The following is a 26,275-nucleotide window of genomic DNA, read 5'->3' as shown; positions in this document are numbered from 1 at the left end:
CGGCGGCAGCAGAACAGACCGCCGAATGCACAATTCGTTCCCATCAGGGTTCATTGTGCACTGTCGTTTTACCATGTCCGTTCAACCACCCGCAGGACGCAATGTGATCGTAAACGTGCCGGGCGCCTGGCCGTTCGTGTCCAGAGGCATCGGATCCGAGCGCTGAACAGCACGCAGCGCAGCCTGGTCCCACTGCTCGTTGCCGCTCGAACGTTGGATGGTTGACGACAACAGCGTGCCGGTCGCCGGCGAAACGCGAACCGAGACCACGGTCTCAAGTCCGGCGGTTTCCCCTGCCCACACGATGTTCGGACGCACGCGCCGCTGCACCTTCTCCGCGTACCCCGACGACGTTGCCGTTCCACCCGCGCCGCTACCCGTGCCACTCTTGGCCAGTCCGTTGCCGCTGGAACTCGTGCCGCCACCAGCCTGCCCCTGCAAAGCTGCGAGCCGGGCACTACGTTCCTTATCAAGCTTGGCCTTTGCCTGCGCATCGGCCTGGGCCTTGGCTTTCGCCTTGGCATCCGCCTGAGCCTTGGCCTTGGCGTTCGCCTGTTCTTGCGCCTTCGTTTCGGCTTCCTTCTGCTGCTCCGCGGCTTTCGCTGCGTCAGCTTCCTTCTCTTTAGCCTGTTGCGTCTTCTGCTGATCGAGCTTTTGCTGAGCTAGCTGCTTTTGCTTATCGGCCTGTTTCTGCTTGTCCTGAACCGCTTTTTGCGCCGCTAAAGCAGCTTGTTGGGCGGCTTGTTGCGCCGCGAGCTGCTGCTGGCGCTTGGCCTCGGCTTCCTGGTCGGCCAGTTGTTGCGCACGCTGCTGTTCAGCGAGTTGTGCGGCACGCGCCGTCGCTTCCTGCTGTTTGCGCTTCTTTTCCTGCAAAGCGATGTCCGCGTCTTCATCCTTTGCCGGCGGCGGCGCGGGCTGCACCTTGATCGGCGGGGCGGGCGGCGGGACAGGGCGGGGCGTAGGCGCCGACAGATCCGGGATCTCGGTCCACAGCTCTGCCTCGGCGCCCGCCGGGGTGTTGTTTTGCCAGTTGACGCCGTGATACAGGAGGATGCCGAGCAACACGTGCATGAGCGCGGCGAGCGCGAACGCCTTCCATGTCCCGCGTTCACGCGGCGGACGGATGGGGCGCGCGCTGGTCCGCGCGCCAGGGTGCCCGCTGGGCTGCCGATTCATCATTGCGATTTGACTAACAATCCGACCCGTTTGACGCCCCGCGCCTTCATATCGGACATTACGTTCATGACGACTTCATATTTCACGGTCTTGTCGGCGGCAATCACGACGGGCTGGTCGGGATGCGACTCCTGCCGATTCAGCACGAAAGTCCTGAGGTCGCCCTCCGTCATGCTCTGCTGTTGCGACGCGCCGCCGTCGTCCTTGTAGCGCACAGTCATGCTGCCATCGGCCTTGATATTGACCACGACAGGGGGCGTTTGCTCCTGCGGCGCCGCATTGCCGACCGTTGGCAGGTTGATGATGGAAGGCGAGACGAGCGGGGCGGTCACCATGAAAATGACGAGCAGCACGAGCATCACGTCGATGTACGGCACGACGTTGATGTCGGACATGGCGCGCCGTGAACTGCCGCGCATGCTGGAACGCATTGGACCTCCGGCCATTCTGAACTCCTTAGTGAGCCTGACGCTGCAAGATGTTCGAGAACTCTTCGATAAACGTTTCGAAGCGGATGGCAAGGCGGTCGATATCGTGTGCGTAGCGGTTGTACGCCACCACCGCCGGAATCGCAGCGAACAGGCCGATTGCAGTAGCCACAAGCGCTTCAGCAATACCTGGCGCCACGTTCGCAAGCGTTGCCTGCTGTACGTTGGCAAGGCCGCGGAACGAATTCATGATCCCCCAGACCGTGCCGAACAAACCGATATACGGACTGACCGAACCCACCGACGCGAGAAACGCCAGGTTCACTTCGAGCACATCCATTTCACGCTGGAACGCGGCACGCATCGCGCGGCGGGAGCCGTCGAGCGTGGCCGCCGGATCGTTCATGCGGCGCTCTTTGCCCTTGAGGAACTCGCGCATGCCCGATTCGAAGATCCGCTCCAGTGCACCGATGGTATGGCGGTTGTTGGCAGCACTTTGATAAAGCGCCTGCAGGTCGCCGCCCGACCAGAAATCGCGTTCGAAGCGCTCGGTCTGGATCCGTGCGCGCCGAATCGCAAACCATTTGCGAATGATGTAAGTCCACGACAACAACGACAGTATCAGCAGCAGCGCCATGACGGCCTGCGCCAGCAGGCTTGCATGGATGACGAGAGAAATTATCGACAGATCTTGTGTATTGTTCATAAAAGTCCGCTGTTACGTCCCAAAGGGGCGTCCGAGGTGCACTAGCCGTGAATTGTCAGGCTTTCGACAAATGACTGAAAGCGTAGACAGGTCCTGCCAGCACATGCTCGGTACTTCTGTGCCTGCATGCCTGATGGCACGCGAGCTCGATTCAGTTCAGGTCCGTTCTTGATGGAGTCAAAGGGTCTGCGTCTACATAGGTTTTTCTGAACAAGATGATTTAAACGGTGCTGGCATCGCCATGGTTGACGCGTTGCCTGACACAGATTTTTGCGGTCCGCGGCGTAATCCTTCGAGTACCGATGCGGGAATCCCGACCGGGCGGATAGCGCCGGCACTGACCGACGCCACCTTGATGTCGCCGCAAGCCAGCAAGGTGCCGTCCCGCCACGCTTCCTGATGGAAATCCACCGATGCCCGGCCAATACGCTCGATCCGGCTCATTACATGAATGACGTCGTCCAGGCGCGCGGGCGCCGAGTATTCCAGCGCCGTGCGCTTGACGACGAACAATACGCCGTCCGACTCGGCCAGCGCACGCTGGTCAATGCCGCACGCGCGCAACCACTCAGTGCGCGCCCGTTCGAAAAACTTCAGGTAATTCGCGTAGAAGACGATGCCGCCGGCGTCGGTGTCTTCGTAATAGACCCGGAGCGGCCAATCGAAGGTCAAGAGGCCATTCGCCCGCTGAGGCTCGCTGGTGGACATGTTCATCCGCGCATTTTACCGGAAGCCGCAAAACGTCCGTCGAATCGTGCTGCGGCCCGCTGCTTTCGGGCAATTATCGGCTGGACGCCTTGCGTGCTCACTGGCCTGGATCAGCCGCGATACACGGTCAACGGGGCGAACGACTGCGCGACCGGCATCAACTCAATGGTGTTGATATTCACGTGCGCCGGGCGCGTGGCGATCCAGTAGATGGAGTCGGCAATGTCCTCGGGGGTCAGCGGTTGCATGTCCTTATAGACATTCGAGGCCTTCGAGTCGTCCCCTTTGAAGCGAACGTTCGAGAATTCAGTGCCGCCGCACAGGCCCGGTTCTATGTCGGTTACGCGTAATGCCGTGCCGATCAGGTCCGCGCGCAAGTTCAGGCTGAATTGACGGACGAACGCTTTGGTCGCGCCATAAACGTTGCCGCCCGCGTAGGGATACGTGGCCGCGACCGAACCCAGATTGAATACGTGCCCGCGATTGCGTTCGACCATGCCAGGCAATAACGCGTGCGTGACCGTGACGAGCCCCTTGCAGTTGGTATCGATCATGTTGTTCCAATCGTCCAGGCTCGCGCGCTGCGCCGGTTCCAGGCCGAGCGCCAGGCCGGCATTGTTGACGAGCACGTCGATCTGCGAAAAAGCGTCCGGAAGCGCCGCGACAGCCGATTTGATCGCGGATTCGTCGCGAACGTCGAGTTCGACGGGCAGCAGCGCGTCGCCGAGTTCTTGCGAGAGCGCCAGCAGGCGGTCTTTGCGGCGTGCGGTTGCAATCACGCGATGCCCGCCTTTCACAAACGTGCGGGCAATGGCTGCGCCGAAGCCGGCGGAAGCGCCAGTGACAAATACGATCATGTGCGGATTCCGGTTGTAATGTTGCTTGTCAGGTTACGGAAAGTGAGTTTTCGCGCGGCGCCCTGGCGCTTGCGGGAAAGCCGGACAGCGTACTTCCATTGCTGCGACGCGGCAAGTTGTCAGTTTTTATGTCAATGACTAAGTCAATCCGACCCGGCAAGACCCGCCTCGTGGCGCAAATTCCGCTCCCGGGCGGCAATTTTAGCCTCTGTGCGATGCTTGCACGTGGTGGCCGACGGTACTTTGCGGCCTTGAAAGCACCTGTTTATGGCGTTTTCCGGCAGTTGCCTATTCTTAGGCGGCCCATTAAACTAGGGCGCTCCAGCCCTGCGTAACTGGCGACAAGGATCTTCGGATCCAAGGTGGATTAACCCACCGGGAAGCGCGGGGTGTCGTTTTGCCGTTCGCCTGGGCAGCTGAGATCCGCACGCGCTCGTTGCGTTGCCGGTGGCTGTCCGTCTCGCGTAAACGGAGCTTCTCTCTTCCGCCTCGCTTGGGACCCATCGTGCTTCGCGCTCCAGCGGCGCGGCGCATATGCGCACGCGCGATCCGGTCAACTGGCATCCATTCAACGGAAAACGTATGTTTGATAAAGCCCAAAGCACCATCGCCCAAGTCGATCCGGAATTGTTTGCGGTGATCGAGCAGGAGAATCGGCGGCAGGAAGATCACATCGAGCTGATCGCGTCGGAAAACTACACGAGCCCGGCTGTCATGGCCGCTCAAGGCTCGCAACTCACGAACAAATACGCGGAAGGCTACCCGGGCAAGCGCTATTACGGCGGTTGCGAGTACGTCGATATTGTCGAGCAACTGGCAATCGACCGCGTGAAACAGCTGTTTGGCGCCGAAGCCGCCAACGTGCAGCCGAATTCGGGCTCGCAAGCCAATCAGGGCGTGTTCTTCGCCATGCTCAAGCCTGGTGACACCATCATGGGCATGAGCCTCGCCGAAGGCGGGCACCTCACACACGGCTCGCCGGTGAACATGTCCGGCAAGTGGTTCAACGTAGTCAGCTACGGCTTGAACGAAGCCGAAGATATTGACTACGACAAAACCGAAGAGCTTGCTAAAACGCACAAGCCGAAGCTGATCGTGGCGGGCGCGTCGGCGTTCGCACTGAAGATCGATTTCGAACGGTTTTCGAAGATCGCCAAGAGCGTTGGCGCGTATTTCATGGTCGACATGGCGCATTACGCCGGCCTGATCGCAGCCGGTGTCTATCCGAACCCGGTGCCGTTCGCGGATTTCGTTACGACCACAACCCACAAGAGCCTGCGCGGCCCGCGCGGCGGCGTGATCCTGATGAAGGCCGAGTACGAGAAACAAATCAACTCGGCCATTTTCCCGGGCATTCAAGGTGGTCCGCTGATGCACGTGATTGCCGGTAAGGCTGTTGCGTTCAAGGAAGCGTTGTCGCCTGAATTCAAGGCTTATCAGCAACAGGTCGTGGACAACGCGCGAGTACTGGCTGAAACGCTGGTGAAGCGCGGCCTGCGAATTGTCTCGGGCCGCACCGAAAGCCACGTAATGCTGGTCGACCTGCGCGCAAAGCACATCACCGGCAAGGCAGCGGAAGCTGCGCTCGGCAAGGCGCATATCACGGTGAACAAGAACGCGATTCCGAACGATCCGGAGAAGCCGTTCGTCACCAGTGGCGTGCGTCTCGGCTCGCCGGCCATGACCACGCGCGGTTTCGGCGTGGCTGAGGCCGAGCAGGTGGGTAACCTGATTGCCGACGTGCTGGATGCGCCGGAAGACGAAGCCAACCTTGAGCGCGTACGCGCGAAGGTCGCCGCGTTGACCAAGCAATTCCCGGTCTACGGCTAAGCCATGCGCTGCCCCTTCTGCCGGCACGAGGACACGCAAGTGGCGGATTCGCGCGTGTCGGAAGACGGGGCGGCGATTCGCCGGCGGCGGCGTTGCCCCGCCTGCGACAAGCGTTTCACCACCTATGAGCGCGTGGAACTGGCGTTGCCTTCGGTAGTAAAGAAGGATGGCAGCCGCACCGAGTTCGATCGCGCGAAGATTGTGGCGAGCATGCAACTGGCGCTGCGCAAGCGTCCGGTGGCGGCCGACGCCATTGACGCAGCCGTTGCGCGGATCGAATACCAGTTGCTTGGCAGCGGCGAACGTGAAGTTCGCAGCGACCGTCTGGGCGAACTTGTGATGAACGAGCTTCGGCAGTTGGACACCATCGCGTACGTGCGTTTCGCGTCGGTCTACAAACGTTTTGAAGACGTGTCCGAATTCGAAGATGTGCTCGAGGAATTCCGCCGCGCCGCGCCGCGTAAATCCAGTCCCCGCAAACGCTGAGCGTTTCTGCATTTTCCTGTCCTCTCTCGCTTGAACCCAGTGATTGTTTCGATAGTATGTCGAGGCTTTCGCACGTCCGATACTCGACCGATCGGCTAATGGCGGACATCGAAAATTCTCTTCAGATTGAGCGTTGGCCCAGTTCAATCGATAAGGGATACAGATGAATTTACGATATTCCTCAGGCTTCACGCTAGTCGAATTCGCGGTCGTGCTGGCAGTGATCGCTGTCGTTGCCACGTTCGCTACGCCGTCCGTTGTCATCTGGCATAAGCGCGATCAGATCGATGCACGGGCGCGCACGATGATGTCCACTCTCACGCTGGCGCGCTCGGAAGCGATCCGGCGCGGCGCACGCGTAACCTTGTGCCGGATCGATGCCGCGCTCGCGTGTCTTGCGGCCAGCAAGGCCTGCGACGGCGGCTTGACGGACTGGTCATGCGGATGGGCGCTATTCGCCGATCGAGGTAGCGCGCGCGTGCTGCTGAGAATGCAGCCCGCAGCGAGCGGCATAGCTATTGGCGGAACGGGGAGTGAGTTGTCGTTCACGCCGCCCTCGGGCCAGGTGATCGGCGGCTTTCGCAGCTTCGACTTCAGCGCGCGCGACAACGCGTTGGCGTCGCTTGGATCGCGCGGGCGCCGCTGTATCCGGCTCGCAGCCGGCGGCCGGCCTCGGTTGACACAAGGCGCGTGCGGAGCGTCGACATGAACCGTTCATTGCACAGGGGCGGCCGGGGCGATTCACTGATCGAAGTTTTGATCGCGATGTCGCTGACGGCTATTACGGCGCTCGGGATTATCGGCGCGCAAATGTGGCTGGCTCGCAACGAGCGTTCGCTGATGGCGCGCGAGCTGGCCACATCGATTGCGGATTCCGTTGCAGAGGGGATACGTCTCAATACCGATCGCGATCCGGTCGTGACGCAATGGCGCACGCGAGCCGCGGCGCTGTTGCCCGATGGCGATATCGACGTGCTCGACCGTGGCGATGGTTTGCACATCGCGGTCGTGAAATGGCGGGCGCAGGCATCGAGCGGCAGCGAAGCGGTGTGTCCGGAACCGGGCGTGGGCGCAAATCTCGCCTGCGTGAGCGTGGCGTTCGCACGATGAGCGCTTCCAGATATCCGCAGTGTGGCCACACGCTGCTCGAGCTATCAATCTCGGTGGCGCTCGGCTTGCTGATCGTTCTCGCGACTATTTCGCTGTATCGCGGGCAGCGGTTTGCCTATGACCATGCAACGGAAACAACGCGCCTGCGCGATGCGGCAAGCACGGCGCTCGACCTGATTGGCCAGCAAGTGCAGATGGCGGGTTTCGCCCCGGCTGGAGCCGGCCAGGCAGATGCGAGTCCGCCGCTGTTCGGATGCTCGCCAGGGCGCCCGACCGGCAGCGATGCCGCGCCCGTGTGCGAGACACTCGCGAGCCATTCCGACGGCATAGTTGTCCGCTATGCCGCCGATACCATCTCGACGTGGCCGTCGTCGTCTGGCTTGCCCACAGACTGTCTTGGGCAGATATCGACGGGGGAGTGGATCGTCAACCGCTATTACGCGAAGGCAAGTTCGTCCACGGTCGAGCCAGAGCTGTATTGCGAAGGAAGCGGCAAGCCGGGCACCGGGCAGCCGCTGGTCGAGGGGATCGAGCGGATCAAGTTCGGCTATTGGCTAAGAGATGCATCATTCTCCGTTGACGCCTCGGCGATCTCGCGGGAACGCTGGCCGCTGGTCGTCGCCGTGGACGTGTGTGTGCTCGCGCGGGGAGACAGTCCGAGCGCGACGGCTCGCCCGCGTTATTTGGATTGCGATGGTGCGTCGGTCGTGTCCACCGACGGTCGTATCCGGCAAGTTTTCCGGCGCCGCATCGCACCGCGCAACATAGCGAACGCGCCGAACAGTCCAGGAGCGGCATCGTCATGAAAAAACGTATCCGCGCAGGGAGACGCTCACGTAGCCGCTCACGCGGCATTGCGTTGCCGGTCGTCCTGCTGATGTCGTCGATGCTACTGGTCTCCGCCGCCGCATGGCTTGAGGCGGCGCTTGTCAGCGCGCGAACAACGACCAATCTGGGTGAGCGCGTGCAGGCGTTTCACAGCGCCGACAGCGCGTTGATCCGCTGCACCCGCATCGCGCTTGACACTCTGCCCGAGCTGAAAAGCTCCCCCGGTCCACTTGCCGCTGAACCGAATAAATGGCGGTCGAAGGCTTCGTTCGACGGTGCATCGGCGAGTGCGGTGATGCCGTTTGCATCGTGGCCATACGCAATACGACCGCCCCAATGGCTGATCGAAGTGTGGCCGGCGCGGGACAACGATCAAGCCGGAGCTGTTTTGATCACCGCGCGCGGTTTCGGCCGGATGGCGGACAACGAGTCGTGGTTACAGCAGGAGATCGAGATGAGTGAAAGCGGCATCTTGCGGCACTGGCGACGCGTTGTCGCAAAGCCATTTCAACAGGGTTCGCCATGACCACGGTAGGCAAGGGCTTCACGCTGCTCGAACTGATGATCACGCTCGGCGTGGCGGCGATCATCGCGACATTCGCCATGCCGGTTTATCGGGAGCAGGTGGCAAGAGGGCATCGGATGGACGCTGTGACGGCGCTCTATCGCGCCGCTCAATACGTGGAGAGCGCCCGAACCGTTTCGAGCAATGACGCGGCCGTCAAGCTGCCCCTTGGCTTCGATCAGGCGCCCACGTTGGGCACGGCGGTCTACGTGTTGCGAATGCTCGGCGAGTCGGAGCAGAACGGGGGGTATTCGATCGAAGCCGAGCCGGTCGACGATAAGGACGCGTGCGGAATCTATTCGCTGGACGTGACGGGCGTCAGGTCAAACCGGTCGACGGAAAAACTCACGCCGCCCAAAGTGGCGGCGTGCTGGAGCGGCAAATGAGCGAATTGAACAATGGCACCGTACAGTCCGGATGCCCGGGCCTAGCCCGTCAGGCGTCCGGATCGACGACAACGTCGGGGGACAACGGTGCGTCCGGACGCGACTTCATCTGTTGCCACACGCGATACGCCTCCCAGCCCAGCAAGCCCAGACCACCCCACTTGAGTATCGGTTTCGCGCTCGCTAGCAGCCTGGAGCGCACGGGTTTCGTCAGCACCAGCGATGCAAGAGAACTCACAACGGGATATTGCTTAAGTAACAGGCCCAGGCCTCCACCGCCGCTGAACAGTCCGCTCAGTCCGCTCATCCGGCTCATGAACCCGCTGCCACCTGATGCCCGGCCGCGTTTGCGGCGCCCCGGCATTAGCAAATTAAGGACGCTGAAATGCGAGACCTTGTAACGCAGATCGGCGCCGGCCTGCGCGAGTTCCATGCGCTCGACGTCCGCCCGCGCGATCAGCAGTTCCTTTCGCAATGCGCGCATGTGGGGCGTGCTCAGCTTGTGCGCGGTCGCTCGCTTCTGAGCTTTGAAGGTGTCGTCGTATTGACTCATGGCGTGGCGGGCTCTTGGAAAGTCGTCGATGAATACTGTTTTGTCGTACTGCCCGGGCGTCGCCATGAGGTGAGCCCTTGGCTTACATCAATTGAAAGTGTCGCGGTCCTTCTTGAACTCGGCGATCGTGCTGTCGAAGACGTTGGGGGCCTCGAACAGTCCGGCGCGCGCGCGAACGGCGCAAAGCACGGCGACCAACGCGTACGCAACCGTGATTGCCGCGAGTGATTGCCACCGGTATGTATCCCAGAAAGCGATCGCGACCAGCACCGTGAGCGTGATAAGCGCCATCATGGTGAGCATCATGGCGGCAAGGCCGAGGAAGAGCACGCCGATCAGCCGCTCCTTTTCCTCTGCGAGCTCAATGCCGATCAGTTCCAGGCGTGTTTCGAAAATGGCGAACACGGAACTGACAATGCGGCGCAACGGCCCTTGCGTATCGTGCTGAGATTGCCTTTCTGTCGTCATGGCTTAAGCGCGAGAAGCGCGTTGTTTTTGGCGCGAGGATTTCCGGCCGGGTCGCGTAGTCGCCCCGGCCGGTCTATTAATCTGGACGCCGGTCAGGAAAACTCCGGCGGTCCCAGGCGGTCACGGTTTCCACCAGCCAGGTTTAGCTCCGCGTGCATAGCAAGTAGCAAACCGCGGCAAGACCCTGGGCTAACCCGGCCCCCGGGATGGGTGAGGATTAGCGACGGTTGATCAACAAACCGACGACGACGCCTAAACCCGCCGCAATCCCGATTGATGCCCATGGGCGTTCGTGAACGAAGTCGTCGGTCGCACGAGCGGCTTTCTTGCCTTTTTCGATCACTACGACTTGTGCGTCAGCGGCCCTTTCCTTCGCTTGTTTCAAGCGGGTCAGAGCGGTCTCGCGCAACTCGGATGCACGCTCGCCCGTGGCGCTTGCGGCCTGTTTCAACAGGTCTTCGGCGTCTGCGAGAACGGTTTTGATATCCGACATGAATCGCTCCTTATTGATTTCTGACATTGATGGCTCCACACAGGTGAGGCTACGCCAATCGTACCAAAGAAGCGGTTGCTTATTGGCGTCCATCCGGCCCCAAGAACAAAGCATGCAGGTTTTGTTCCTGCTGTCATCAAGCTCGCCAGCGGGGTCCCTCCAAAAGGGTATCGCGCCAACGCGTAGAGGCCGGCGATTGGTTGCACGGGGTGCACAGCGGGGTGTCGATCGGATGGCGCTCCGGTCGGCGAAAGTTTCCGGCCGAAGCCGAAAAATTACAAAAATGCATGATGATGTGACGGAATGTTCGTTCGTCGTGCAGGTCTAGTCCTTTATGCTTTAACTTTTGGTGGGTCAGACGCGTCGGGAAGAGCCTGAGCGGTCTGGCCATGCCGGACGAAATCGGAGCGAGGTTGGACCGAAGCCCGGACCGAAATCCGGACAAGACCCAGACCCGCTACCAACCTGTACCAGACCTGCACTGCGTGACGAATAACGCGGTGCATCACTTCGAGGAGACACATCATGAGCTTGCGTCTAGGCGACACGGCGCCCGATTTTGAACAGGATTCCAGCGTTGGCCGTATCAAGTTTCACGAATGGCTAGGCGACAGCTGGGGCGTGCTGTTTTCACATCCGGCGGATTTCACGCCGGTCTGCACGACGGAGTTGGGCCTGACCGCGAAGCTGGCGGGCGAGTTTGAGAAACGCAATGTGAAGGCCATTGCGTTGTCGGTCGATAACGTGGAGTCGCATAAGGAATGGATCAAGGACATCAACGAGACGCAGGCGGCTAATGTCGGTTTTCCGATCCTGGCCGACGGCGACCGGAAAGTGTCCGAGCTATACGACATGATTCACCCGAACGCGAATGCCACGTTGACGGTGCGCTCGCTTTTTGTCATCGATCCGAAGAAGAAGGTCCGCCTGACCATCACGTATCCGGCGAGCACGGGTCGAAACTTCGATGAAATCCTGCGTGTGATCGATTCGCTGCAACTCACCGACAGCCATCAGGTTGCGACGCCGGGTAACTGGAAGCAGGGCGACGACGTGGTGATCGTGCCGTCGCTGCAAGACCCGGAGGAGATCAAGCGCAAATTCCCGAAGGGCTACAAGGCTGTGCGCCCGTACCTGCGCCTGACGCCGCAACCGAACAAGTAAGCGGTTGCGCTGAACCTGCGGTGGAGCAGCAAGCGGTAAAAAGCAAAAAGCCAACGCATGAAACGCGTTGGCTTTTTGCTTTCGGCGATCTTAAAAAAAGTCGTAACGATCCCGACAAGTACTGACTCAGAAAAACGCCTGAATCCCGGTCTGGGCGCGTCCAAGGATCAGCGCGTGAATGTCGTGCGTGCCTTCGTACGTATTCACCACTTCCAGATTCACCAAATGGCGCGCCACGCCAAATTCGTCTGAAATACCGTTGCCGCCGAGCATGTCACGCGCCAGTCGCGCAATATCCAGCGCCTTGCCGCACGAATTGCGTTTCATGATCGACGTAATTTCGACGGCCGCCGTGCCTTCGTCCTTCATGCGGCCCAGACGCAGGACGCCTTGCAGCCCGAGGGTGATTTCCGTCTGCATGTCGGCGAGTTTCTTTTGAATCAACTGATTAGCGGCCAACGGACGGCCGAACTGCTTGCGATCCAGCGTGTATTGCCGTGCCATGTGCCAGCACGCTTCCGCCGCGCCGAGCGCACCCCACGCAATCCCGTAGCGCGCCGAATTCAGGCAAGTGAAAGGGCCTTTGAGGCCGCTCACGTTCGGCATCAGGTTTTCTTCCGGCACGAAGACTTCGTCCATCACGATCTCGCCGGTAATCGATGCCCGCAAGCCGACCTTGCCGTGAATAGCAGGTGCACTCAGCCCTTTCCAGCCCTTCTCCAGGATGAACCCGCGAATCAGATCGCGGCCCTCTTCTTCCAGCTTCGCCCACACGACAAAGACATCGGCGATCGGTGAATTCGAGATCCACATCTTCTGGCCGGACATCGAAAATCCGCCGTCCACCCTTTTGGCGCGTGTCGTCATGCTGGCGGGATCGGAGCCGGCGTTCGGCTCGGTGAGACCGAAACAGCCGATCCATTCGCCGGTCGCCAGCTTCGGCAGATATTTTTGCTTCTGCGCCTCGGTGCCGAATGCGTTGATCGGCACCATGACGAGCGACGATTGCACCGACATCATCGACCGGTAACCTGAATCCACGCGTTCAACTTCGCGAGCGATCAGGCCATAGCTGACGTAGTTGAGACCAGGACCGCCGTACTGTTCCGGAATGGTCGGCCCGAGCAGGCCGAGCTCGCCCATCTCACGGAAGATCGCCACGTCCGTGTGTTCGTTGCGGAACGCGTCGAGCACACGCGGCTGCAGCTTGTCCTGCGCGTAAGCGTACGCAGCGTCGCGGATCATGCGTTCTTCGTCGCTGAGTTGCTGATCCAGCAGCAACGGATCTTCCCAGCTAAAACGGGCGTCATCGGCCATGTTGTTTCTCCTGTTTCCTCTATTCCTGACTTTAGGACTTGACTGATGTTCCGCTAAGCGGAACAATGTTTTGCAAATCAAAATCGAGTCTAACATCCGATGCCAATAACTTCCATCCGGAATTCCGAGTCGTCGAAGTCTTCCGAATCTTCAGACGGGATCGACGAACGCAAGTTTGTTGTCGCGCTCGCCCGCGGCCTGGAAATGCTGCGAGCGTTTCGTCCAGGGGAGACCTTGCTGGGCAATCGTGATTTCGTCGATAGAACCGGCCTGCCCAAAGCCACCGTCAACCGTCTTGCGTACACGCTGACCACGCTCGGGTATCTGCGTTTCGACGAACCGGCCGGCAAATACGCGCTCGACACAGGCGTGCTGTCGCTGGGATTCGCGTTGCTGGCAGGGGCCGATGCGCTGGAGCTCGCGCGCCCGCACATGCGGGTTCTTGCTCGGGAAATTGGCGCGGCGGTGTCGTTGGGATGCCGCGACGGGCTCGACATGATCTATCTGGAAACCATCCGCAGCGAGACGGCGCTGACGCTGGGTCTTGCGCCGGGTTCACGGCTGTCGATGCTGACGAGTTCAATGGGCCGTGCTTATCTGGCGGTGCAGGAGTCGGACCAGCGGGAGGCTTTGCTCGAAGAACTCGGCGCGGCGGCCGTAAAAAATGGCGAAGACGGTGCGCGATTGGTGAAGGCAGCGCGGGAGGCTATAGACGATTACGCCCGCGACGGCTGTTGTTATTCGTTTCGCGACTGGCACGCCGACGTGAACGCGATCGCGGCTCCTTTACGCGATATTCGCAATGGGCGATGGCTGGTGCTGAGCAGCAGCGGGCCGGCATCGTCGATGGACGAGGTGTATTTCCGCAATATTGTTGCGCCCAAGCTACGGACACTGGCCGCACGGCTGGCATGAAGTAACGCTGATTAAGGCCGAATGAGGCCCCTTGATAGCCAAATCAGGTTGAAATCGGTCAAAAGGTGATTTAGAAATAACATCCCAAAAACACGGCTCTTAGAACATAATTCGATGAAACAGCCGCAGGGAGACTAAAAAATGACTGGGTTCTCACTGGACGCAACGGATTGCCGTATTTTGTCGGTGCTGCAAGAAGATGGTCGCATCAGTAACCTTGATCTGGCTGAGCGGATTTCGCTTTCGCCCTCAGCGTGTCTGCGCCGCATGCGGCTGCTCGAGGAAGAAGGGGTAATAGCGAGCTATCGCGCGTGTCTGGACCGGGAACGGCTCGGCGTGGAACTGGAGGCGTTCGTTCATGTTTCCATGCGCAACGACCAGGAAAACTGGCATGAGAAATTCGCGGCCGCGGTGCGGGAATGGCCGGAAGTGGTGGGTGCGTTTGTTGTGACCGGTGACACACATTACGTGCTGCGCGTGCTCGCATACAACCTCAAGCACTATTCGGACTTCATCTTGAGCAAGCTTTACAAGGCGCCGGGTGTGATCGATATCCGCTCCAACATCGTGCTTCAGACCATGAAGGACGAGGCGGGCGTACCGGTCGCTTTGATCGACAGAACGGCTGGCGCGTCTTGACCCAAGCTCGTGACAAGCTGAACAAGGGCGGTCACAGCGATCCAAGCGTATGAAACTGCCCTGCCTGAAACACCAGCGGGGCAATCTCCACTGCATTCTCGTGCACGCCACATCGCTCCACCTGACCCACGAAGATCACGTGATCGCCTTCCTGATAGCGGCTGCGGTTGTGGCATTCGAACCACGCGAGCGCACCGTCGAGCACCGGCATGCCGGTGTCTCCCGCTGCGTGTGACACGCCGGCAAAACGGTCGCCCTTGACGGTCGCAAAACGCTTGCAAAGATCGACTTGCGTTGCTGCGAGCACGTTGACTACGTAGTGACTATTGGCCTGGAAGACGGGCATCGATGCGGATTTGGTCGCAAGGCTCCACAACACGAGCGGCGGATCGAGCGAAACAGAGTTGAACGAACTGGCGGTAATGCCGATCAACTGGCCGGATTCGGCGCGCGTGGTGATGACGGTGACGCCGGTGGCAAACTGGCTGAGCGCATCGCGAAAAGCGGTAGCGTCGAAATTCGGTTGATTGGCGCGTTTCATCGGGATGGGTTCAGGTTCGACGGTATCGGCGGAATCCAGGCGGCAAACCATAGCTAAACAATAAGCCGGATGAAGTTTTCGAAGTCATCGGAGGATTGGCGATTGTCACGATTCTATCGGAATCGGCCTGCTCGCCGCGTTGCTAAAGGCCGTACAGGCGACGCGGACATCCGAAAACCAGTAAGCTGGCAGGGTTGATTCACAGGCTTCCGCACGCATTTGGTAGCGCTCGCGGAACACGAACCAGGAGCCAGCATGACGCAGCATGACGAGCAGGCAAAGCGTGAAACCGCCACCATTGGCGGCGGATGTTTTTGGTGTACCGAAGCGGTTTTTTTAGGCGTTGAAGGCGTGCTGTCGGTGGAGTCGGGTTACGCCGGCGGCCAAGTGAAGGACCCAACGTACGAGCAGGTCTGCGACGGTACGACCGGACACGCCGAGGTCATCAAGGTGGAATTCGATCCGGCGGTGATTGGGTACCGCAACGTGCTCGAGATCTTCTTTGCGACCCACGATCCGACGCAACTCAACCGGCAAGGCAATGACGTTGGCACGCAGTACCGGTCGTCCATCTTCACGCACTCCGACGAACAGCGAAAGATCGCGCAGGAAGTGATCGGCGAATTGCAGAAAGAAGGGATCTTCGACGGCAAGATCGTCACTGAAGTCTCGCCCCTGAACGGCAATTATTTTCCGGCTGAGGATTACCACCAGAACTACTTCGAGCAGCATCCGAATCAAGGATATTGCGCGTTCGTGGTCGCGCCGAAGGTGGCGAAGTTCAGGCAGAAGTTCGCTCATCGGCTGAAACGCTGAGTGTTTGAATGGCAGGGTTGAATGCACCAGGGCAAGACGGGCAACGCGCAATCGAAGCCCGTTTTTTATTCACGCGGCTTATTTCTGCGGCATCCCGGCCGCCAGGTACTGCGCGATCTTGAAACACGTCAGCGGCGCCGAACCCTCCGCCTTGTTGTTCACCGCGATCACCACCGGCTGCCCCGCGAGCGCGTAGCGCAGCGCGAGTTCGGCGAGTGCTTCGTGCGTGTCCGGATCTTCATCGACGAGTTTATCGAACGGCTCGTACTTCGCTTTTGCCTGCTCGTATTTGAAGCCGCCGTGCAGGCTCCAGCGCACGATCAATGGCCCAAGCCCGCCTTCGTCCAATAGCGCGAGCGCCTTCGCCTGGCGCCGGGGATCGGGCATGCGCGCATGAATGCCGACGCAATATCGCACCTTCGCGTCACGCAGCACGCGGATAAACCGCGGCGTCAGCATGATGGCGTCACGCAATTCCACCGCGTAGCAACTTTCGCCGGGCAGTGGCGGCAACGCGTTGAGAAACGCGGACAGGCGCTCAAGGAACGCGGTTGATCGACGATCAGTGCGTCCGGCAACGGCGGAATCTGGAAAACGAGCGCGCCGGCTTTTTCACCCAGGCCGGCGATGCACGGCTGCACGAATTCATCGATGGCGATTCGCGCGTTCAGGAAGGCGGGGTTATCGCCGGCGGGTGCGCCTTTGTCGCCGCGGACGGTGGCGTCGGTAACGGAAGCCGGCGCTTTCACGATGAAGCGGAAATGGGCTGGCACCTGGTTCGCGTAGCGCGCGTAGTCCGCCACCGACAACGGCCCGTAGAACGAACGGTCTATCGATACGCAGCGCAGCAAGGGATGCGCGCCGAGCGCGTTGAGGCCATCGCGGGAAAGTTTCGCGGACGAATATTCGTCGCCATAGACGATGTCACGCCAGCCGGGAAACGACCACGTCGAGGTGCCAATGTGAACAGTGTCGGGAAGGCGTTGAGCGAGCGCGTGATGATCGGGCGCGGCGAGCGCGGGCAAGACACCGCCGCGTGATTTGGCTTTTGTGTGAGACGGGGTTGCGGGAACTGGTTTGTTGTCCGCGATTTCGGGCGCGTCCACCGCCCCGAAGAGATCCACTTGCGGCGCGTGCGGTTTCGCGCCCGCATCCGGTTCATCACCGGATGCGGGTTCACGGGAAGCGGCAGAATCAGGCGTTGAACTCAGAGCGGTTTGTCGTAGATATACCGGCGCGACCACGGCAGCGTTTTCGCGCTGCGCCCGGCCTTGCGGCACACGATTTGATAAATCGACACGTCGTCGTTTTCGAACGCATACGCACAACCCGCAAGATACACGCGCCAGATGCGGAATTTTTCATCGTCGACAAGCGCCTTCGCCTGCTCCGCCTTCGCCTCGAAATTTTCCGCCCAGATGTCGAGCGTGCGCGCGTAATGACGGCGCAGGCTTTCCACGTCGACCGCTTCGAGGCCGCCTTCCTGCAGCGCTTCGAGCGCAAGTCCGATGTGCGGCAGCTCGCCGTCCGGGAACACGTACCGGTCGATGAACTCGCCGCCGCCAAGCGCCGTCTCGCCGCTGTCGAAGTCGGTCGACGTAATGCCGTGGTTCATGGCAATGCCGTCGTCGGCCAACAGTTCGCGCACCTTGGCGAAGTAACCGGGCAGGTTCTTGCGGCCGACGTGCTCGAACATGCCGACGCTCGTGATCCGGTCGAACTGGCCTTGCACGTCGCGATAATCCTGCAGGCGGATTTCGATCTGGCCTTCCAGCCCGGCGTCTTTCACCCGCTTCGTGGCGAGATCGAACTGGTTTTGCGAGAGCGTGACGCCCACGCATTTCGCCCCGAATTTCTGGGCGGCGCGCAAGACGAGCGCACCCCAGCCACAGCCGATGTCGAGCAGACTTTGGCCCGGTTGCAACTGGATCTTCGTGAGGATGTGGTCGATCTTCTTGATCTGCGCGGTAGCGAGGTCTTCATCGCCGTTTTCGAAATACGCGCACGAGTAGACCATGTTCTTGTCGAGCCACAGCTCGTAGAACTCGTTCGACACATCGTAGTGGTACTGAATGGCTTTCTTGTCCGACGCTTTCGTATGATTGAAGTAGCGCCGCACGCGCGCCAGCTTGCTCGCGCTTGTGACCGTGTTCTTGGCCAGCCCGTAACCAATATTGATGATGTCCGACAGCTTGCCCTCGATGTCGATCTTGCCCTTCACGTAGGCTTCACCGAGGTTGTCCAGACTCGGTTCGAGCAGATAGGGAAGAGCGGTCGCGCTCTTCACATGCAGCGTGACTTGCGGTGCCGCGAAACTTCCGAAGTCATGTTGCTGTCCATCCCACAGGACCAGCCGGGCGGGCAGGTTTGCCCGGTCCCGAATTTCCTGCACCCACTGCGTCAGCTTTTTCTCCCAAAACATGCTCGTTCTCCGCGCTCAGATGAAAATGAAGCTAAACCGGGTCGCTTTGCTGCACGTTTGCACTATGTTCGCGATGCCTTCGTCGTTTGCCCTTCTCTGCTTACCCTTCGCCACCCGGACACGCCGCAACGAGACGCGTTTTTAACGCGGGTCCAGTCAATGCGGGTCCATGAGGAACCCGGCGAAAGGTCGAAGTCTTGCTAAGGCTAAGGCGATAAGCGGACGATTTGCCATTGCTGGCCGTTCGCCCCAAGCGTGTGTGCAGCACGTTTATAGACGACACGGTCATGTAACCGTGACGGACGGCCCTGCCAGAATTCAATGGTGTCGGGAACGAGCCGGTAGCCGCCCCAATGTGGCGGACGCGGTGGGTTGTCACCGTATTTCGCAATCAATTCGCGCTCGCGGGCTTCGAGCACCGCGCGGCTTTCGATCACTTCACTCTGCTCCGACGCCCACGCGCCTATTCGCGATCCAAGCGGGCGCGACACGAAATACGCGTCGCTATCTTCCGGACTTGTCTTGACGACGGAGCCCTCGATACGCACCTGGCGTTCGAGTTCGATCCAATAAAACAGCAGGCTCGCGGCGGGGTTGCTCGCGAGTTCATGACCTTTGCGGCTGAGGTAGTTCGTGAAGAACACGAAGCCACGGTCGTCGACGCCCTTGATGAGCACGATGCGCGCCGACGGACGGCCGCGCTCGTCGACGGTCGCGAGCGTCATGGTATTGGGTTCGGGTAATTGTGCGTCGAGCGCCTGCGCAAACCACGCTTCGAATTGTCGAATCGGGTTGGGATCCACGTCGGATGTTTCCAGCGATCCGACGGAATAATTCTTTCTGAGATCAGCGAGGGTCGTCATTTTTTATGCAAACGCTTCAATCGCATTAGTATAGCCAAGGTCTTCAAATTCTGCGCTTTACCGCCAATGTCCCTTTGGTTTTCAATGATTCAGATCATGTTCCCGGGCGACAGAATTTGAATACAAATTGGCAATTATTTTCATTTTGCTTTCAAAAAATGGCCGGTGGTTTCTTACGTCCAGTCTTCGATAAGGCAGAATACGCAATTCAGCGAATTCCTGCTGATCTCTGGTTCTTTCGTTGTGATAGCGCGTCAGTGCCGAACGGTGCCTCCAGGCGCTGTTTTGCTGCTCCCTTGCCTTGTTTTTGCTTGTTCTGCCTACCTGCCGCCGATCCCATCATGACCGCTTTGCCTGCCTCTGCTGACACCTTAAATCTTACCTCCGTCACGGCGCAGTTTGAAGCCGCCGACCGCGCCCGGCGCTTTGGCGGCGTGGCGCGCTTGTATGGTCCGGCTGGGCTCGCGGCGTTCGAGCGCGCGCATGTGGCGGTGATCGGGATCGGCGGCGTGGGCTCGTGGACGGTCGAGGCGCTGGCGCGCAATGCGATCGGGCGCCTCACGCTGATCGATCTCGACAACGTGGCCGAAAGCAATACGAACCGCCAGGTGCACGCGCTGGACGGCAACTACGGCAAGGCCAAGGTCAGCGCCATGGCCGAGCGCATTCACCTGATCGATCCTGCGTGCCACGTGGAGCAGGTCGAAGATTTTATCGAACCCGCCAACTTCGATTCGGTGCTGGGCGGCGGTTTCGATTTCGTGATCGACGCCATTGACAGCGTGCGTACGAAAACCGCGCTAATTGCATGGTGCGTCGAGCATGGACAGCCATTGATCACCGTTGGCGGAGCAGGCGGACAGCTTGATCCGACACGGATTCGTATCGACGATCTGGCGCTCACGATCCAAGACCCGCTGCTCTCCAAAGTGCGCGGGCAACTGCGCAAATTGCACGGCTTTCCGCGTGGGCCAAAAGCGAAGTTCAAGGTGAGCGCGGTCTATTCCGACGAGCCGCTGATCTACCCCGAAGCACCCGTTCGCGACGCCAGTGAGGCGGCCGGATCCGAAGAAACGGAGTCCGCTGCTGCCGGTCCAGTCGGACTGAATTGCGCGGGGTTTGGATCGAGTGTTTGCGTGACGGCCAGTTTTGGATTTGCCGCTGCTGCGTATGTCTTAAGAGATATCGCGAAACGAGCTTAAACGCTGCGTGAGTTAGAAAATGGCCGCGTTCAAGCGGCCATTTTTCAAAATGCCCTTCTCGCCAATATCGATTTAAACCATTTGAAAGGTTTTGGGCCCGGACATTAATGCGTCAGTTAATAGCCGCGCTCAATTTGCGGCGCCATTGCGAAACCACCTCCGGTTGATGCGCGGCTAGGCCGAACACCGACAGCATGGTTTTACGGCCCACGTCGTCCATGAAATTGCGGTCGCGCGTCACAATCGCGAACAAATGCTCCAGCGCGCCGTTGTAATCGCGGCCGGCAATCAGCCGGTTGGCCAGCGCAAAACGGGCTTCCAGATCGTCTGGATTGGCGTTCACGGCGCCGATCAGGGCGTCGGCGGGCGGAAGGCTCTCGGCGGCATCGGCGGCGTCCAGTTCGGTTTTTAGCGCGTTGTAGCGGGCATCGATTCCCTGGGTGGTTTTCGGCGACAGCAGCTTCTCTTCATCGCGTGCTTCGTCAGTGCGGCCGGCGGCTAGCAGCCACTCGATCAGGTCCAGCCGCGCGTCGTCATAACCGGGATCCAGTGCCAGCGTTGCCTTGATATGGTCAATGGCCAAATCGGCGTCGCCTGCCTCGTAGGCCGCATGCGCCGCACGGCGCTCGGCTTCAGCACCGTCCGGGACCAGTTTGTCGATGAACTCGCGCAACTGGCCTTCCGGCAACACGCCGATGAACTGGTCAACGGCATGGCCGTCCGCAAACGCGACCACGTGCGGAATGCTGCGTACCTGAAAGTGCTGCGCCAGCTCCGGATTTTCATCGACATTCACCTTCACCAGCTTCCACTTGCCCGCGCCTTCCGCTTCCAGGCGCTCGAGCATCGGGCCGAGCGTCTTGCACGGACCGCACCACGGCGCCCAGAAATCGACGAGCACCGGCGCAAGCGTGGACGCGGCGATGACGTCCTGTTCGAACGTGGCGAGTGTTGTATCCATGGTGTTCCTCCTGAAACGCGTAAGCGTTGAACAATTCGAGTTGAACAATTATCTTGGGGCAAGCCGGCCGAGTTCAACCGGATGCATGCCTGATTCAGCGGAGGACTCGGAGCTCAGGGCTCGAGCCTCATAAGCCTCAGGCTTCCGGCGGATTGGCTTGGCGGCGCGGCGGCGGCAACGGGATAAATTCGGTTTCGCCGGAAACTTGTCCCATCCGCTGTTCGCTCCACGCGAGTTTTGCGGCCTCAATTTTTTCCTTCGAACTCGAGACGAAATTCCACTCGATGAAGCGCGGGCCGTCCAGCGGCGCGCCGCCGAGCAGCATCGCGATTGCGCCGTCCGTGCTGCGCAGATCGGCGGAATACCCCGTCTTCAGTACGGCCATCTGGCCAGCGGGCAGCACGTCTCCGTCGATGGAGAGATTGCCTTCCACCAGATAGACCCCGCGTTCCTCATGTTCCGTATCGAGCGTTACGGCACTGTCCGCCGAAAATTGCGCTGCGACATACAGGGTGGGTGAGAACGTGGTGGTCGGCGCTGTTTCACCGAAAGCGCTGCCTGCAATCACCCGCAACGTCACGCCATTGCGTTCGACTTGCGGCAGCGTAGCGGCCGGATGATGCTCGAACGAGGGTGCGCACTCCTCTTGCGCCACGGGCAGCGCGACCCATGTCTGGATGCCGTGCATGTCCTGGCCGGCGGCGCGTTCCTCGTCCGGAGTCCGCTCCGAATGCACGATGCCGCCGCCGGCCGTCATCCAGTTCACGTCGCCGGGCGAGATCTTCTGGACCGAGCCAACGCTGTCGCGATGCATGATCGCTCCCTCGAAGAGATAGGTGACGGTCGCGAGGCCTATGTGCGGATGGGGACGCACGTCCAGCCCCTGCCCAGGCACGAGCGTTGCAGGGCCGATATGGTCGAAGAAAATGAACGGTCCGATGGTGCGGGCAGCCAGTGCAGGCAGTACCCGACGCACCATGAGGCCACCGACGTCGTGCTGATGCGGCTTGAGAAACGCTTGGATTGTGGAAGACATAAGGATGTCCGGATTGCGTGCTCGGAACTGCAATTCTACTGGGCGTCGTGTGGAAGCACGCAAGCGGTATCCGGGCGGTATGCCATTTGGCCGGCCGTTCAAGCCGGAGCATGAGGTCGCTGACGAGCTTGGCGACCGTGTGATCCGGCGAACTGTGCAACTTTCGATGGACCGTTTCGATGAACCGCTTTAACGGTTCTTTTCCGCTTAGCCTAGACAGGAGCTTCACAATGAGCAAGAACACGCTTTTGATCGCCGTTGCCGCTGGACTGTTTGCCACTGCAGGCGCTTATGCCCAAACGTCGAGCGGCAATTCGTCGAACGCGGCATCCATGCCCACCGCATCGCCAATGCAAAGCGCCGACATGTCCGACGGTGCATCGGCGCCGATGAAAAAGCATCACAAGATGCGCAAGCCCGCGAACACGCAGTCGTCAGTCGGCCAGTCGGCCAACCCGAGCAAGACGCCTGCCGTAGAGACGGGCGCCAGTGCCGCGACGGAGAATGGTCAAAGCAAGTAGGGGTTGGGGCGCCGCGGGCGTTTCAAGAGGTAGCGTTTCAAAGAAAAAGCGCTTGCGCCCCAATCGGCGCAAGCGCTTTTTCTTTTGGATGTGGAGGGGGATTGCCTTGTCCGAATGGGCTATAGCGTGAGTTTGTACAACGTATTTGCAAAATCGTCCGCTACAGTGTCGAATTGCGTTCGATCTTATTCGGGGCTTCCGGGCTCCCGTCTGATCCTGAACGCAGCTTCGAATAAAACTCACGGAGACGGCGATGTCGCCCAAGGATTTGTTGTCCGCGCTGATTGTCATTCTCGCCTGGGGCGTGAACTTCGTCGTGATCAAGGTGGGCCTGCACGGCGTTCCGCCCATGCTGCTTGGCGCGTTGCGCTTCACGCTGGTCGCGTTCCCGGCCGTGTTTTTCGTCAAGCGCCCGGCTATTCCGTTTCGCTGGCTGTTCGCTTATGGCGCGACCATCTCGTTCGGGCAATTCGTGCTGCTTTTTTACGCAATGTCCGTTGGTATGCCCGCCGGCCTTGCGTCACTGGTATTACAGGCGCAGGCGTTTTTCACGCTGATCTTCGCGGCCATGATCCTTGGTGAAGGCTTTCGTGGGCCAAACGTGGCGGGTTTGCTGATCGCGGCGTGCGGGCTGGCCGTGATCGGCGTTCAGGCCGGCCATGCCATGACTGTCGCCGGTTTCCTGCTCACGCTCGTGGCGGCGTCCATGTGGGGCATGGGCAATGTCATCACGAAGCGTATGGGCAAGGTCGACCTGTTGTCGCTCGTAGTGTGGGCGAGCCTGGTGCCACCGTTGCCGTTCCTCGCGCTTTCGCTGATGGTGGAGGGGCCAGCGCGCATTTCGGCCAGCTTGTCCGGCATTTCACTCACGTCGGTGCTGGCGATCGTTTATCTCGCGTTTGTCGCGACAATGCTCGGTTATACGTTGTGGGGAAAGCTGCTGGCGCGTTATCCGGCGAGTCAGGTCGCGCCGTTTTCGTTGCTTGTGCCCATTGTCGGGCTGGTTTCAGCGGCATTGCTGCTGGATGAAGGGCTGAGCCCGATGGAATTCGTGGGCGCGGTGCTGGTGATGGCCGGACTGGTGGTCAATGTGTTCGGCGGATGGTTCAGGCAGCGGTTTTTATCGGCGGCGCGTTAGGGTAAAGGCCGGAGCCGTTCGCTCGCTCCGGCCTTTAGCCCCTGCACGCTTGTAGCCCAGCGCGAGCGACCCTGGCCCTTTACGTCATCCGGCTCTTGGCGAGCGGCGGGTTGGCTGCAAAATACCGCTTGATGCCCTTCATGATCGCGTTCGCCATCTTGTCGCGATAAGCGTCGTCGTTCAGACGCTGCTCCTCTTCGGGGTTACTGATAAACGCAGTCTCCACCAGGATCGACGGAATATCCGGTGCTTTCAACACCGCAAAACCGGCCTGTTCCACCGAGCCTTTGTGCAGCTTGTTGATATCGCCAATCTCGTTCAATACGAAATTGCCATAGCGCATGGAGTCGCGAATCTGCGCGGTCGTCGACATGTCGAACAACGCCCGGTTGACGCTTGCGTCCTGGGTCGTCACATTGATGCCGCCAATGGAGTCCGACGAGTTTTCCTTGTTCGCCATCCAGCGCGCGGCCGCACTCGAAGCGCCGTGATCGGAGAGTGCGAACACCGACGAACCACGCGCCGAGGGCGTGGTGAACGCATCGGCGTGAATGGAAACGAACAGGTCCGCGCCCACTCGACGCGCCTTCTGCACACGCACGTTAAGCGGCACGAAGAAGTCGGCGTCGCGCGTCATCATCGCGCGCATGTTTGGCTGCGCATCGATCTTGGCGCGCAACTTCTTCGCGACATCAAGGGCAATGTGCTTCTCGTACGTTCCGCCGCTGCCTATCGCCCCAGGATCTTCGCCGCCGTGGCCCGGGTCGATCGCGACGGTGAGCAGGCGCGTGGTCCCGGATTTATTGCTCTTCGGGTTGGAAAAGCCGTAGTCGTCGCTGGTGTCGGCGTCGGACGAGTCATCCTGCTTCGCCAAGGCCGTAGGCGGCGCAGCTTTGACTGTAGGCCGGGGCTTCGGGAATGGGGGAATCGGCGGGACGGGGGCAGCTGGCGCGGGCGATGACGGTGCGCGCGGCAGATCGGATTGCGCGTATTTCTGAAAAAACTCGTCCGTGTTGTCCGGCGCGTTAGCTTTCGGCGGGGTGGCGGGGCCGCTCAGCGTGGCGGGCGGCGGGGCCGGATTCGGGTTGGTCTGGTCGAAGGTTTGTTGCTTGTGCTCGGACTGGGCGAGCAAATCCATCAACGGATCGGGGGCAACGGCCGGATACAGATCGAAGACCAGCCGATACTTGTAGCTGCCGATCGGCGTCAGCGTGAACACCTGCGGCTTCACGGACCCCTTCAGGTCGAACACCATCCGCACCACATGAGGCTGATATTGCCCGATGCGCACCGACTGGATCTGCGGGTCGTTCGGCGTGATCTTCGAGACGAGATCCTTCAGTTCCTGATCGAGATCGAGTCCATTCAGGTCGACCACGAGCCGATCCGGACCCTGCAGCAATTGCTGGGTGTTTTGCAGCGGCTGATCGGACTCGATCGTGACCCGTGTGTAATCGCGGGCAGGCCACACGCGCACGCCGAGCACCGAGCTCGCGTACGCGAGCTTCGGTCCGAGCAGCGCGAGCGCGATAGTCGATGCACCCGCGCGCAGCACCTGGCGCCGCCGCCAGTTGTGCGACGCCGTGGCGGTCGATTCGATCGAATGAAACGGCTTGATCAACAGCTTTCGAGACATGACTTTCCTGTTTCGCTAAACGCGCGCGCTATCAGCACGCGGCCTTCGCCTTCCTGTTCCAGCGTGAATTCGAGATCCGGCACACCCAGCAAACCGCCCGCGCGTTGTGGCCATTCGACCAGGCAGATCGCGCCTGCGTCGAAGTATTCGCGAAAGCCGGCGTCGGCCCATTCGGCTGGATCGGCAAAGCGATAAAGATCGAAGTGATAGAGCTCGAGCAGACCCGTTTCGGTCGCAAGCGAGTAGGGTTCGACGAGCGTGTAAGTGGGACTGCGCACGCGGCCTGCATGACCGAGTGAGCGCAGCGTTGCGCGTACCAGCGTGGTTTTACCCGCGCCCAGGTCGCCGATCAACTGGACCTGCAAACCGGGAAAACGTTCGTTTGGCGCGTTTGAATTGTGTGAACCGTTCGGTCCGCGGGCCTGCAGGATCGCCTTCGCGAAGCGGCCACCGAAGGCGAGCGTCGCGTCTTCGTCGGGCAGCTCGAAGCGGCGTTCGAGCTGCGCGGCG

30 protein-coding genes, 1 pseudogene and 1 riboswitch are annotated in these 26,275 nt (G+C 60.3%); of the genes and pseudogenes, 14 read left to right on the top strand and 17 right to left on the bottom strand.

The genetic code is table 11. From position 1 onward, the window contains the following. Positions 1-81 precede the first annotated feature (81 nt). The 5 genes from tolA to ydfG form a co-directional block, all read right to left on the bottom strand. On the bottom strand, positions 82-1,176 hold the full coding sequence (tolA, locus tag BSU04_RS20805; protein ID WP_089162490.1) for a cell envelope integrity protein TolA: 1,095 nt from the start codon (positions 1,174-1,176) through the stop codon (positions 82-84). Further along, positions 1,176-1,622, bottom strand: coding sequence for a protein TolR (gene tolR, locus BSU04_RS20800; protein ID WP_089162386.1), 447 nt, complete (start codon positions 1,620-1,622; stop codon positions 1,176-1,178). Before tolR ends, tolA begins: the two co-directional genes overlap by 1 nt. Before the next feature lie 10 nt (positions 1,623-1,632). Next, on the bottom strand, positions 1,633-2,310 hold the full coding sequence (gene tolQ / locus BSU04_RS20795) for a protein TolQ (RefSeq protein ID WP_089162385.1): 678 nt from the start codon (positions 2,308-2,310) through the stop codon (positions 1,633-1,635). Between the two features lie 192 nt (positions 2,311-2,502). Next, positions 2,503-3,018 (bottom strand): tol-pal system-associated acyl-CoA thioesterase, encoded by a 516-nt coding sequence (ybgC, locus tag BSU04_RS20790; RefSeq protein ID WP_089162489.1) that lies wholly within the window; start codon positions 3,016-3,018, stop codon positions 2,503-2,505. Between the two features lie 110 nt (positions 3,019-3,128). Next, positions 3,129-3,875: a bifunctional NADP-dependent 3-hydroxy acid dehydrogenase/3-hydroxypropionate dehydrogenase YdfG gene (gene ydfG / locus BSU04_RS20785; protein WP_089162384.1), complete on the bottom strand. Its 747-nt coding sequence runs from the start codon at positions 3,873-3,875 to the stop codon at positions 3,129-3,131. A 321-nt stretch (positions 3,876-4,196) separates the two neighbouring features. Then, a riboswitch (ZMP/ZTP riboswitch) is annotated at positions 4,197-4,296 on the top strand. 161 nt (positions 4,297-4,457) lie between these two features. On the opposite strand from ydfG, the gene glyA reads away from it, so the two are divergent. The 7 genes from glyA (at position 4,458) to BSU04_RS20750 (ending at position 9,080) form a co-directional block, all read left to right on the top strand. Beyond that, positions 4,458-5,705: a serine hydroxymethyltransferase gene (gene glyA, locus BSU04_RS20780; protein ID WP_089162488.1), complete on the top strand. Its 1,248-nt coding sequence runs from the start codon at positions 4,458-4,460 to the stop codon at positions 5,703-5,705. Positions 5,706-5,708: 3 nt separating this feature from the next. Next, positions 5,709-6,191, top strand: a complete 483-nt coding sequence (gene nrdR / locus BSU04_RS20775) for a transcriptional regulator NrdR (protein ID WP_047845188.1) — start codon at positions 5,709-5,711, stop codon at positions 6,189-6,191. 163 nt (positions 6,192-6,354) lie between these two features. Then, positions 6,355-6,900 (top strand): GspH/FimT family pseudopilin, encoded by a 546-nt coding sequence (locus tag BSU04_RS20770; protein ID WP_089162383.1) that lies wholly within the window; start codon positions 6,355-6,357, stop codon positions 6,898-6,900. Then, on the top strand, positions 6,897-7,301 hold the full coding sequence (locus BSU04_RS20765) for a type IV pilus modification PilV family protein (RefSeq protein WP_089162382.1): 405 nt from the start codon (positions 6,897-6,899) through the stop codon (positions 7,299-7,301). The genes BSU04_RS20770 and BSU04_RS20765 overlap by 4 nt, the downstream gene beginning before the upstream one ends. Further along, complete coding sequence (locus BSU04_RS20760; RefSeq protein ID WP_089162381.1) at positions 7,298-8,107, top strand: PilW family protein; 810 nt, start codon at positions 7,298-7,300, stop codon at positions 8,105-8,107. The genes BSU04_RS20765 and BSU04_RS20760 overlap by 4 nt, the downstream gene beginning before the upstream one ends. After that, a complete protein-coding gene (locus BSU04_RS20755) occupies positions 8,104-8,655 on the top strand; it encodes a pilus assembly PilX family protein (protein WP_089162380.1) in 552 nt (183 codons plus the stop codon). Before BSU04_RS20760 ends, BSU04_RS20755 begins: the two co-directional genes overlap by 4 nt. After that, complete coding sequence (locus tag BSU04_RS20750) at positions 8,652-9,080, top strand: type IV pilin protein (protein WP_089162379.1); 429 nt, start codon at positions 8,652-8,654, stop codon at positions 9,078-9,080. Before BSU04_RS20755 ends, BSU04_RS20750 begins: the two co-directional genes overlap by 4 nt. Before the next feature lie 49 nt (positions 9,081-9,129). On the opposite strand, the gene BSU04_RS20745 is transcribed toward BSU04_RS20750, so the two are convergent. From BSU04_RS20745 to BSU04_RS20735, 3 genes are all read right to left on the bottom strand, one after another. Further along, positions 9,130-9,633: a DUF3318 domain-containing protein gene (locus BSU04_RS20745; protein ID WP_089162487.1), complete on the bottom strand. Its 504-nt coding sequence runs from the start codon at positions 9,631-9,633 to the stop codon at positions 9,130-9,132. Positions 9,634-9,720: 87 nt separating this feature from the next. Then, a complete protein-coding gene (locus BSU04_RS20740) occupies positions 9,721-10,101 on the bottom strand; it encodes a phage holin family protein (RefSeq protein ID WP_089162378.1) in 381 nt (126 codons plus the stop codon). A 217-nt stretch (positions 10,102-10,318) separates the two neighbouring features. Next, entirely contained in the window at positions 10,319-10,621 is a 303-nt protein-coding gene (locus BSU04_RS20735; protein WP_089162377.1) for a DUF883 family protein, read from the bottom strand. Between the two features lie 498 nt (positions 10,622-11,119). Here BSU04_RS20735 and BSU04_RS20730 point away from each other — a divergent pair, with 498 nt between their 5' ends. After that, the gene (locus BSU04_RS20730) at positions 11,120-11,758 is read left to right on the top strand and encodes a peroxiredoxin (RefSeq protein WP_089162376.1); all 639 of its coding nucleotides are present in this window, start codon (positions 11,120-11,122) and stop codon (positions 11,756-11,758) included. 126 nt (positions 11,759-11,884) lie between these two features. On the opposite strand, the gene BSU04_RS20725 is transcribed toward BSU04_RS20730, so the two are convergent. Beyond that, positions 11,885-13,075, bottom strand: a complete 1,191-nt coding sequence (locus BSU04_RS20725) for an acyl-CoA dehydrogenase (RefSeq protein ID WP_089162375.1) — start codon at positions 13,073-13,075, stop codon at positions 11,885-11,887. A gap of 99 nt (positions 13,076-13,174) precedes the next feature. Between BSU04_RS20725 and BSU04_RS20720 the strand changes: the two genes are divergently transcribed. Both BSU04_RS20720 and BSU04_RS20715 read left to right on the top strand, forming a co-directional pair. Further along, positions 13,175-13,990 carry an IclR family transcriptional regulator gene (locus tag BSU04_RS20720; protein WP_089162374.1) on the top strand — a complete coding sequence of 272 codons (816 nt, stop codon included), beginning with the start codon at positions 13,175-13,177 and terminating at the stop codon, positions 13,988-13,990. A 141-nt stretch (positions 13,991-14,131) separates the two neighbouring features. Then, positions 14,132-14,629 carry an Lrp/AsnC family transcriptional regulator gene (locus BSU04_RS20715; RefSeq protein ID WP_089162373.1) on the top strand — a complete coding sequence of 166 codons (498 nt, stop codon included), beginning with the start codon at positions 14,132-14,134 and terminating at the stop codon, positions 14,627-14,629. Between the two features lie 31 nt (positions 14,630-14,660). On the opposite strand, the gene BSU04_RS20710 is transcribed toward BSU04_RS20715, so the two are convergent. Beyond that, entirely contained in the window at positions 14,661-15,170 is a 510-nt protein-coding gene (locus BSU04_RS20710; RefSeq protein ID WP_089162486.1) for a flavin reductase family protein, read from the bottom strand. A gap of 255 nt (positions 15,171-15,425) precedes the next feature. On the opposite strand from BSU04_RS20710, the gene msrA reads away from it, so the two are divergent. Continuing rightward, entirely contained in the window at positions 15,426-15,986 is a 561-nt protein-coding gene (gene msrA / locus BSU04_RS20705) for a peptide-methionine (S)-S-oxide reductase MsrA (protein ID WP_089162372.1), read from the top strand. A 78-nt stretch (positions 15,987-16,064) separates the two neighbouring features. On the opposite strand, the pseudogene BSU04_RS20700 reads toward msrA, so the two are convergent. The 3 genes and pseudogenes from BSU04_RS20700 to pdxH form a co-directional block, all read right to left on the bottom strand. Further along, positions 16,065-17,230, bottom strand: a pseudogene (locus BSU04_RS20700) (DUF72 domain-containing protein). After that, positions 17,194-18,408 carry an SAM-dependent methyltransferase gene (locus BSU04_RS20695; RefSeq protein WP_089162371.1) on the bottom strand — a complete coding sequence of 405 codons (1,215 nt, stop codon included), beginning with the start codon at positions 18,406-18,408 and terminating at the stop codon, positions 17,194-17,196. The pseudogene BSU04_RS20700 and the gene BSU04_RS20695 overlap by 37 nt, the downstream one beginning before the upstream one ends. Positions 18,409-18,614: 206 nt before the next feature. Further along, on the bottom strand, positions 18,615-19,271 hold the full coding sequence (gene pdxH / locus BSU04_RS20690; protein WP_089162370.1) for a pyridoxamine 5'-phosphate oxidase: 657 nt from the start codon (positions 19,269-19,271) through the stop codon (positions 18,615-18,617). Positions 19,272-19,612: 341 nt separating this feature from the next. On the opposite strand from pdxH, the gene BSU04_RS20685 reads away from it, so the two are divergent. After that, the gene (locus tag BSU04_RS20685; RefSeq protein ID WP_179258379.1) at positions 19,613-20,473 is read left to right on the top strand and encodes a tRNA threonylcarbamoyladenosine dehydratase; all 861 of its coding nucleotides are present in this window, start codon (positions 19,613-19,615) and stop codon (positions 20,471-20,473) included. 112 nt (positions 20,474-20,585) lie between these two features. On the opposite strand, the gene trxA is transcribed toward BSU04_RS20685, so the two are convergent. Further along, on the bottom strand, positions 20,586-21,434 hold the full coding sequence (trxA, locus tag BSU04_RS20680; RefSeq protein ID WP_089162369.1) for a thioredoxin: 849 nt from the start codon (positions 21,432-21,434) through the stop codon (positions 20,586-20,588). 136 nt (positions 21,435-21,570) lie between these two features. Further along, positions 21,571-22,470, bottom strand: coding sequence for a pirin family protein (locus BSU04_RS20675; protein ID WP_089162368.1), 900 nt, complete (start codon positions 22,468-22,470; stop codon positions 21,571-21,573). 230 nt (positions 22,471-22,700) lie between these two features. Here BSU04_RS20675 and BSU04_RS20670 point away from each other — a divergent pair, with 230 nt between their 5' ends. After that, entirely contained in the window at positions 22,701-22,991 is a 291-nt protein-coding gene (locus BSU04_RS20670; RefSeq protein WP_089162367.1) for a hypothetical protein, read from the top strand. A gap of 253 nt (positions 22,992-23,244) precedes the next feature. Continuing rightward, positions 23,245-24,129 (top strand): EamA family transporter, encoded by an 885-nt coding sequence (locus tag BSU04_RS20665; protein WP_089162366.1) that lies wholly within the window; start codon positions 23,245-23,247, stop codon positions 24,127-24,129. Positions 24,130-24,208: 79 nt separating this feature from the next. Here the strand turns inward: BSU04_RS20665 and BSU04_RS20660 are convergent, their stop codons facing one another. Together BSU04_RS20660 and tsaE are read right to left on the bottom strand one after the other, a co-directional pair. Then, positions 24,209-25,765 (bottom strand): N-acetylmuramoyl-L-alanine amidase, encoded by a 1,557-nt coding sequence (locus BSU04_RS20660; protein WP_089162365.1) that lies wholly within the window; start codon positions 25,763-25,765, stop codon positions 24,209-24,211. Continuing rightward, on the bottom strand, positions 25,747-26,275 hold a 529-nt coding region (gene tsaE / locus BSU04_RS20655), incomplete at its 5' end, for a tRNA (adenosine(37)-N6)-threonylcarbamoyltransferase complex ATPase subunit type 1 TsaE (RefSeq protein WP_144021297.1). The genes BSU04_RS20660 and tsaE, both read right to left, overlap by 19 nt.

Source organism: Caballeronia sordidicola, assembly GCF_002220365.1.
Classification (GTDB): Bacteria; Pseudomonadota; Gammaproteobacteria; order Burkholderiales; family Burkholderiaceae; genus Caballeronia; species Caballeronia sordidicola_C.
Note: the sequence above shows the minus strand (reverse complement) of the source record. Positions and strands in the feature narration are given on the sequence as shown.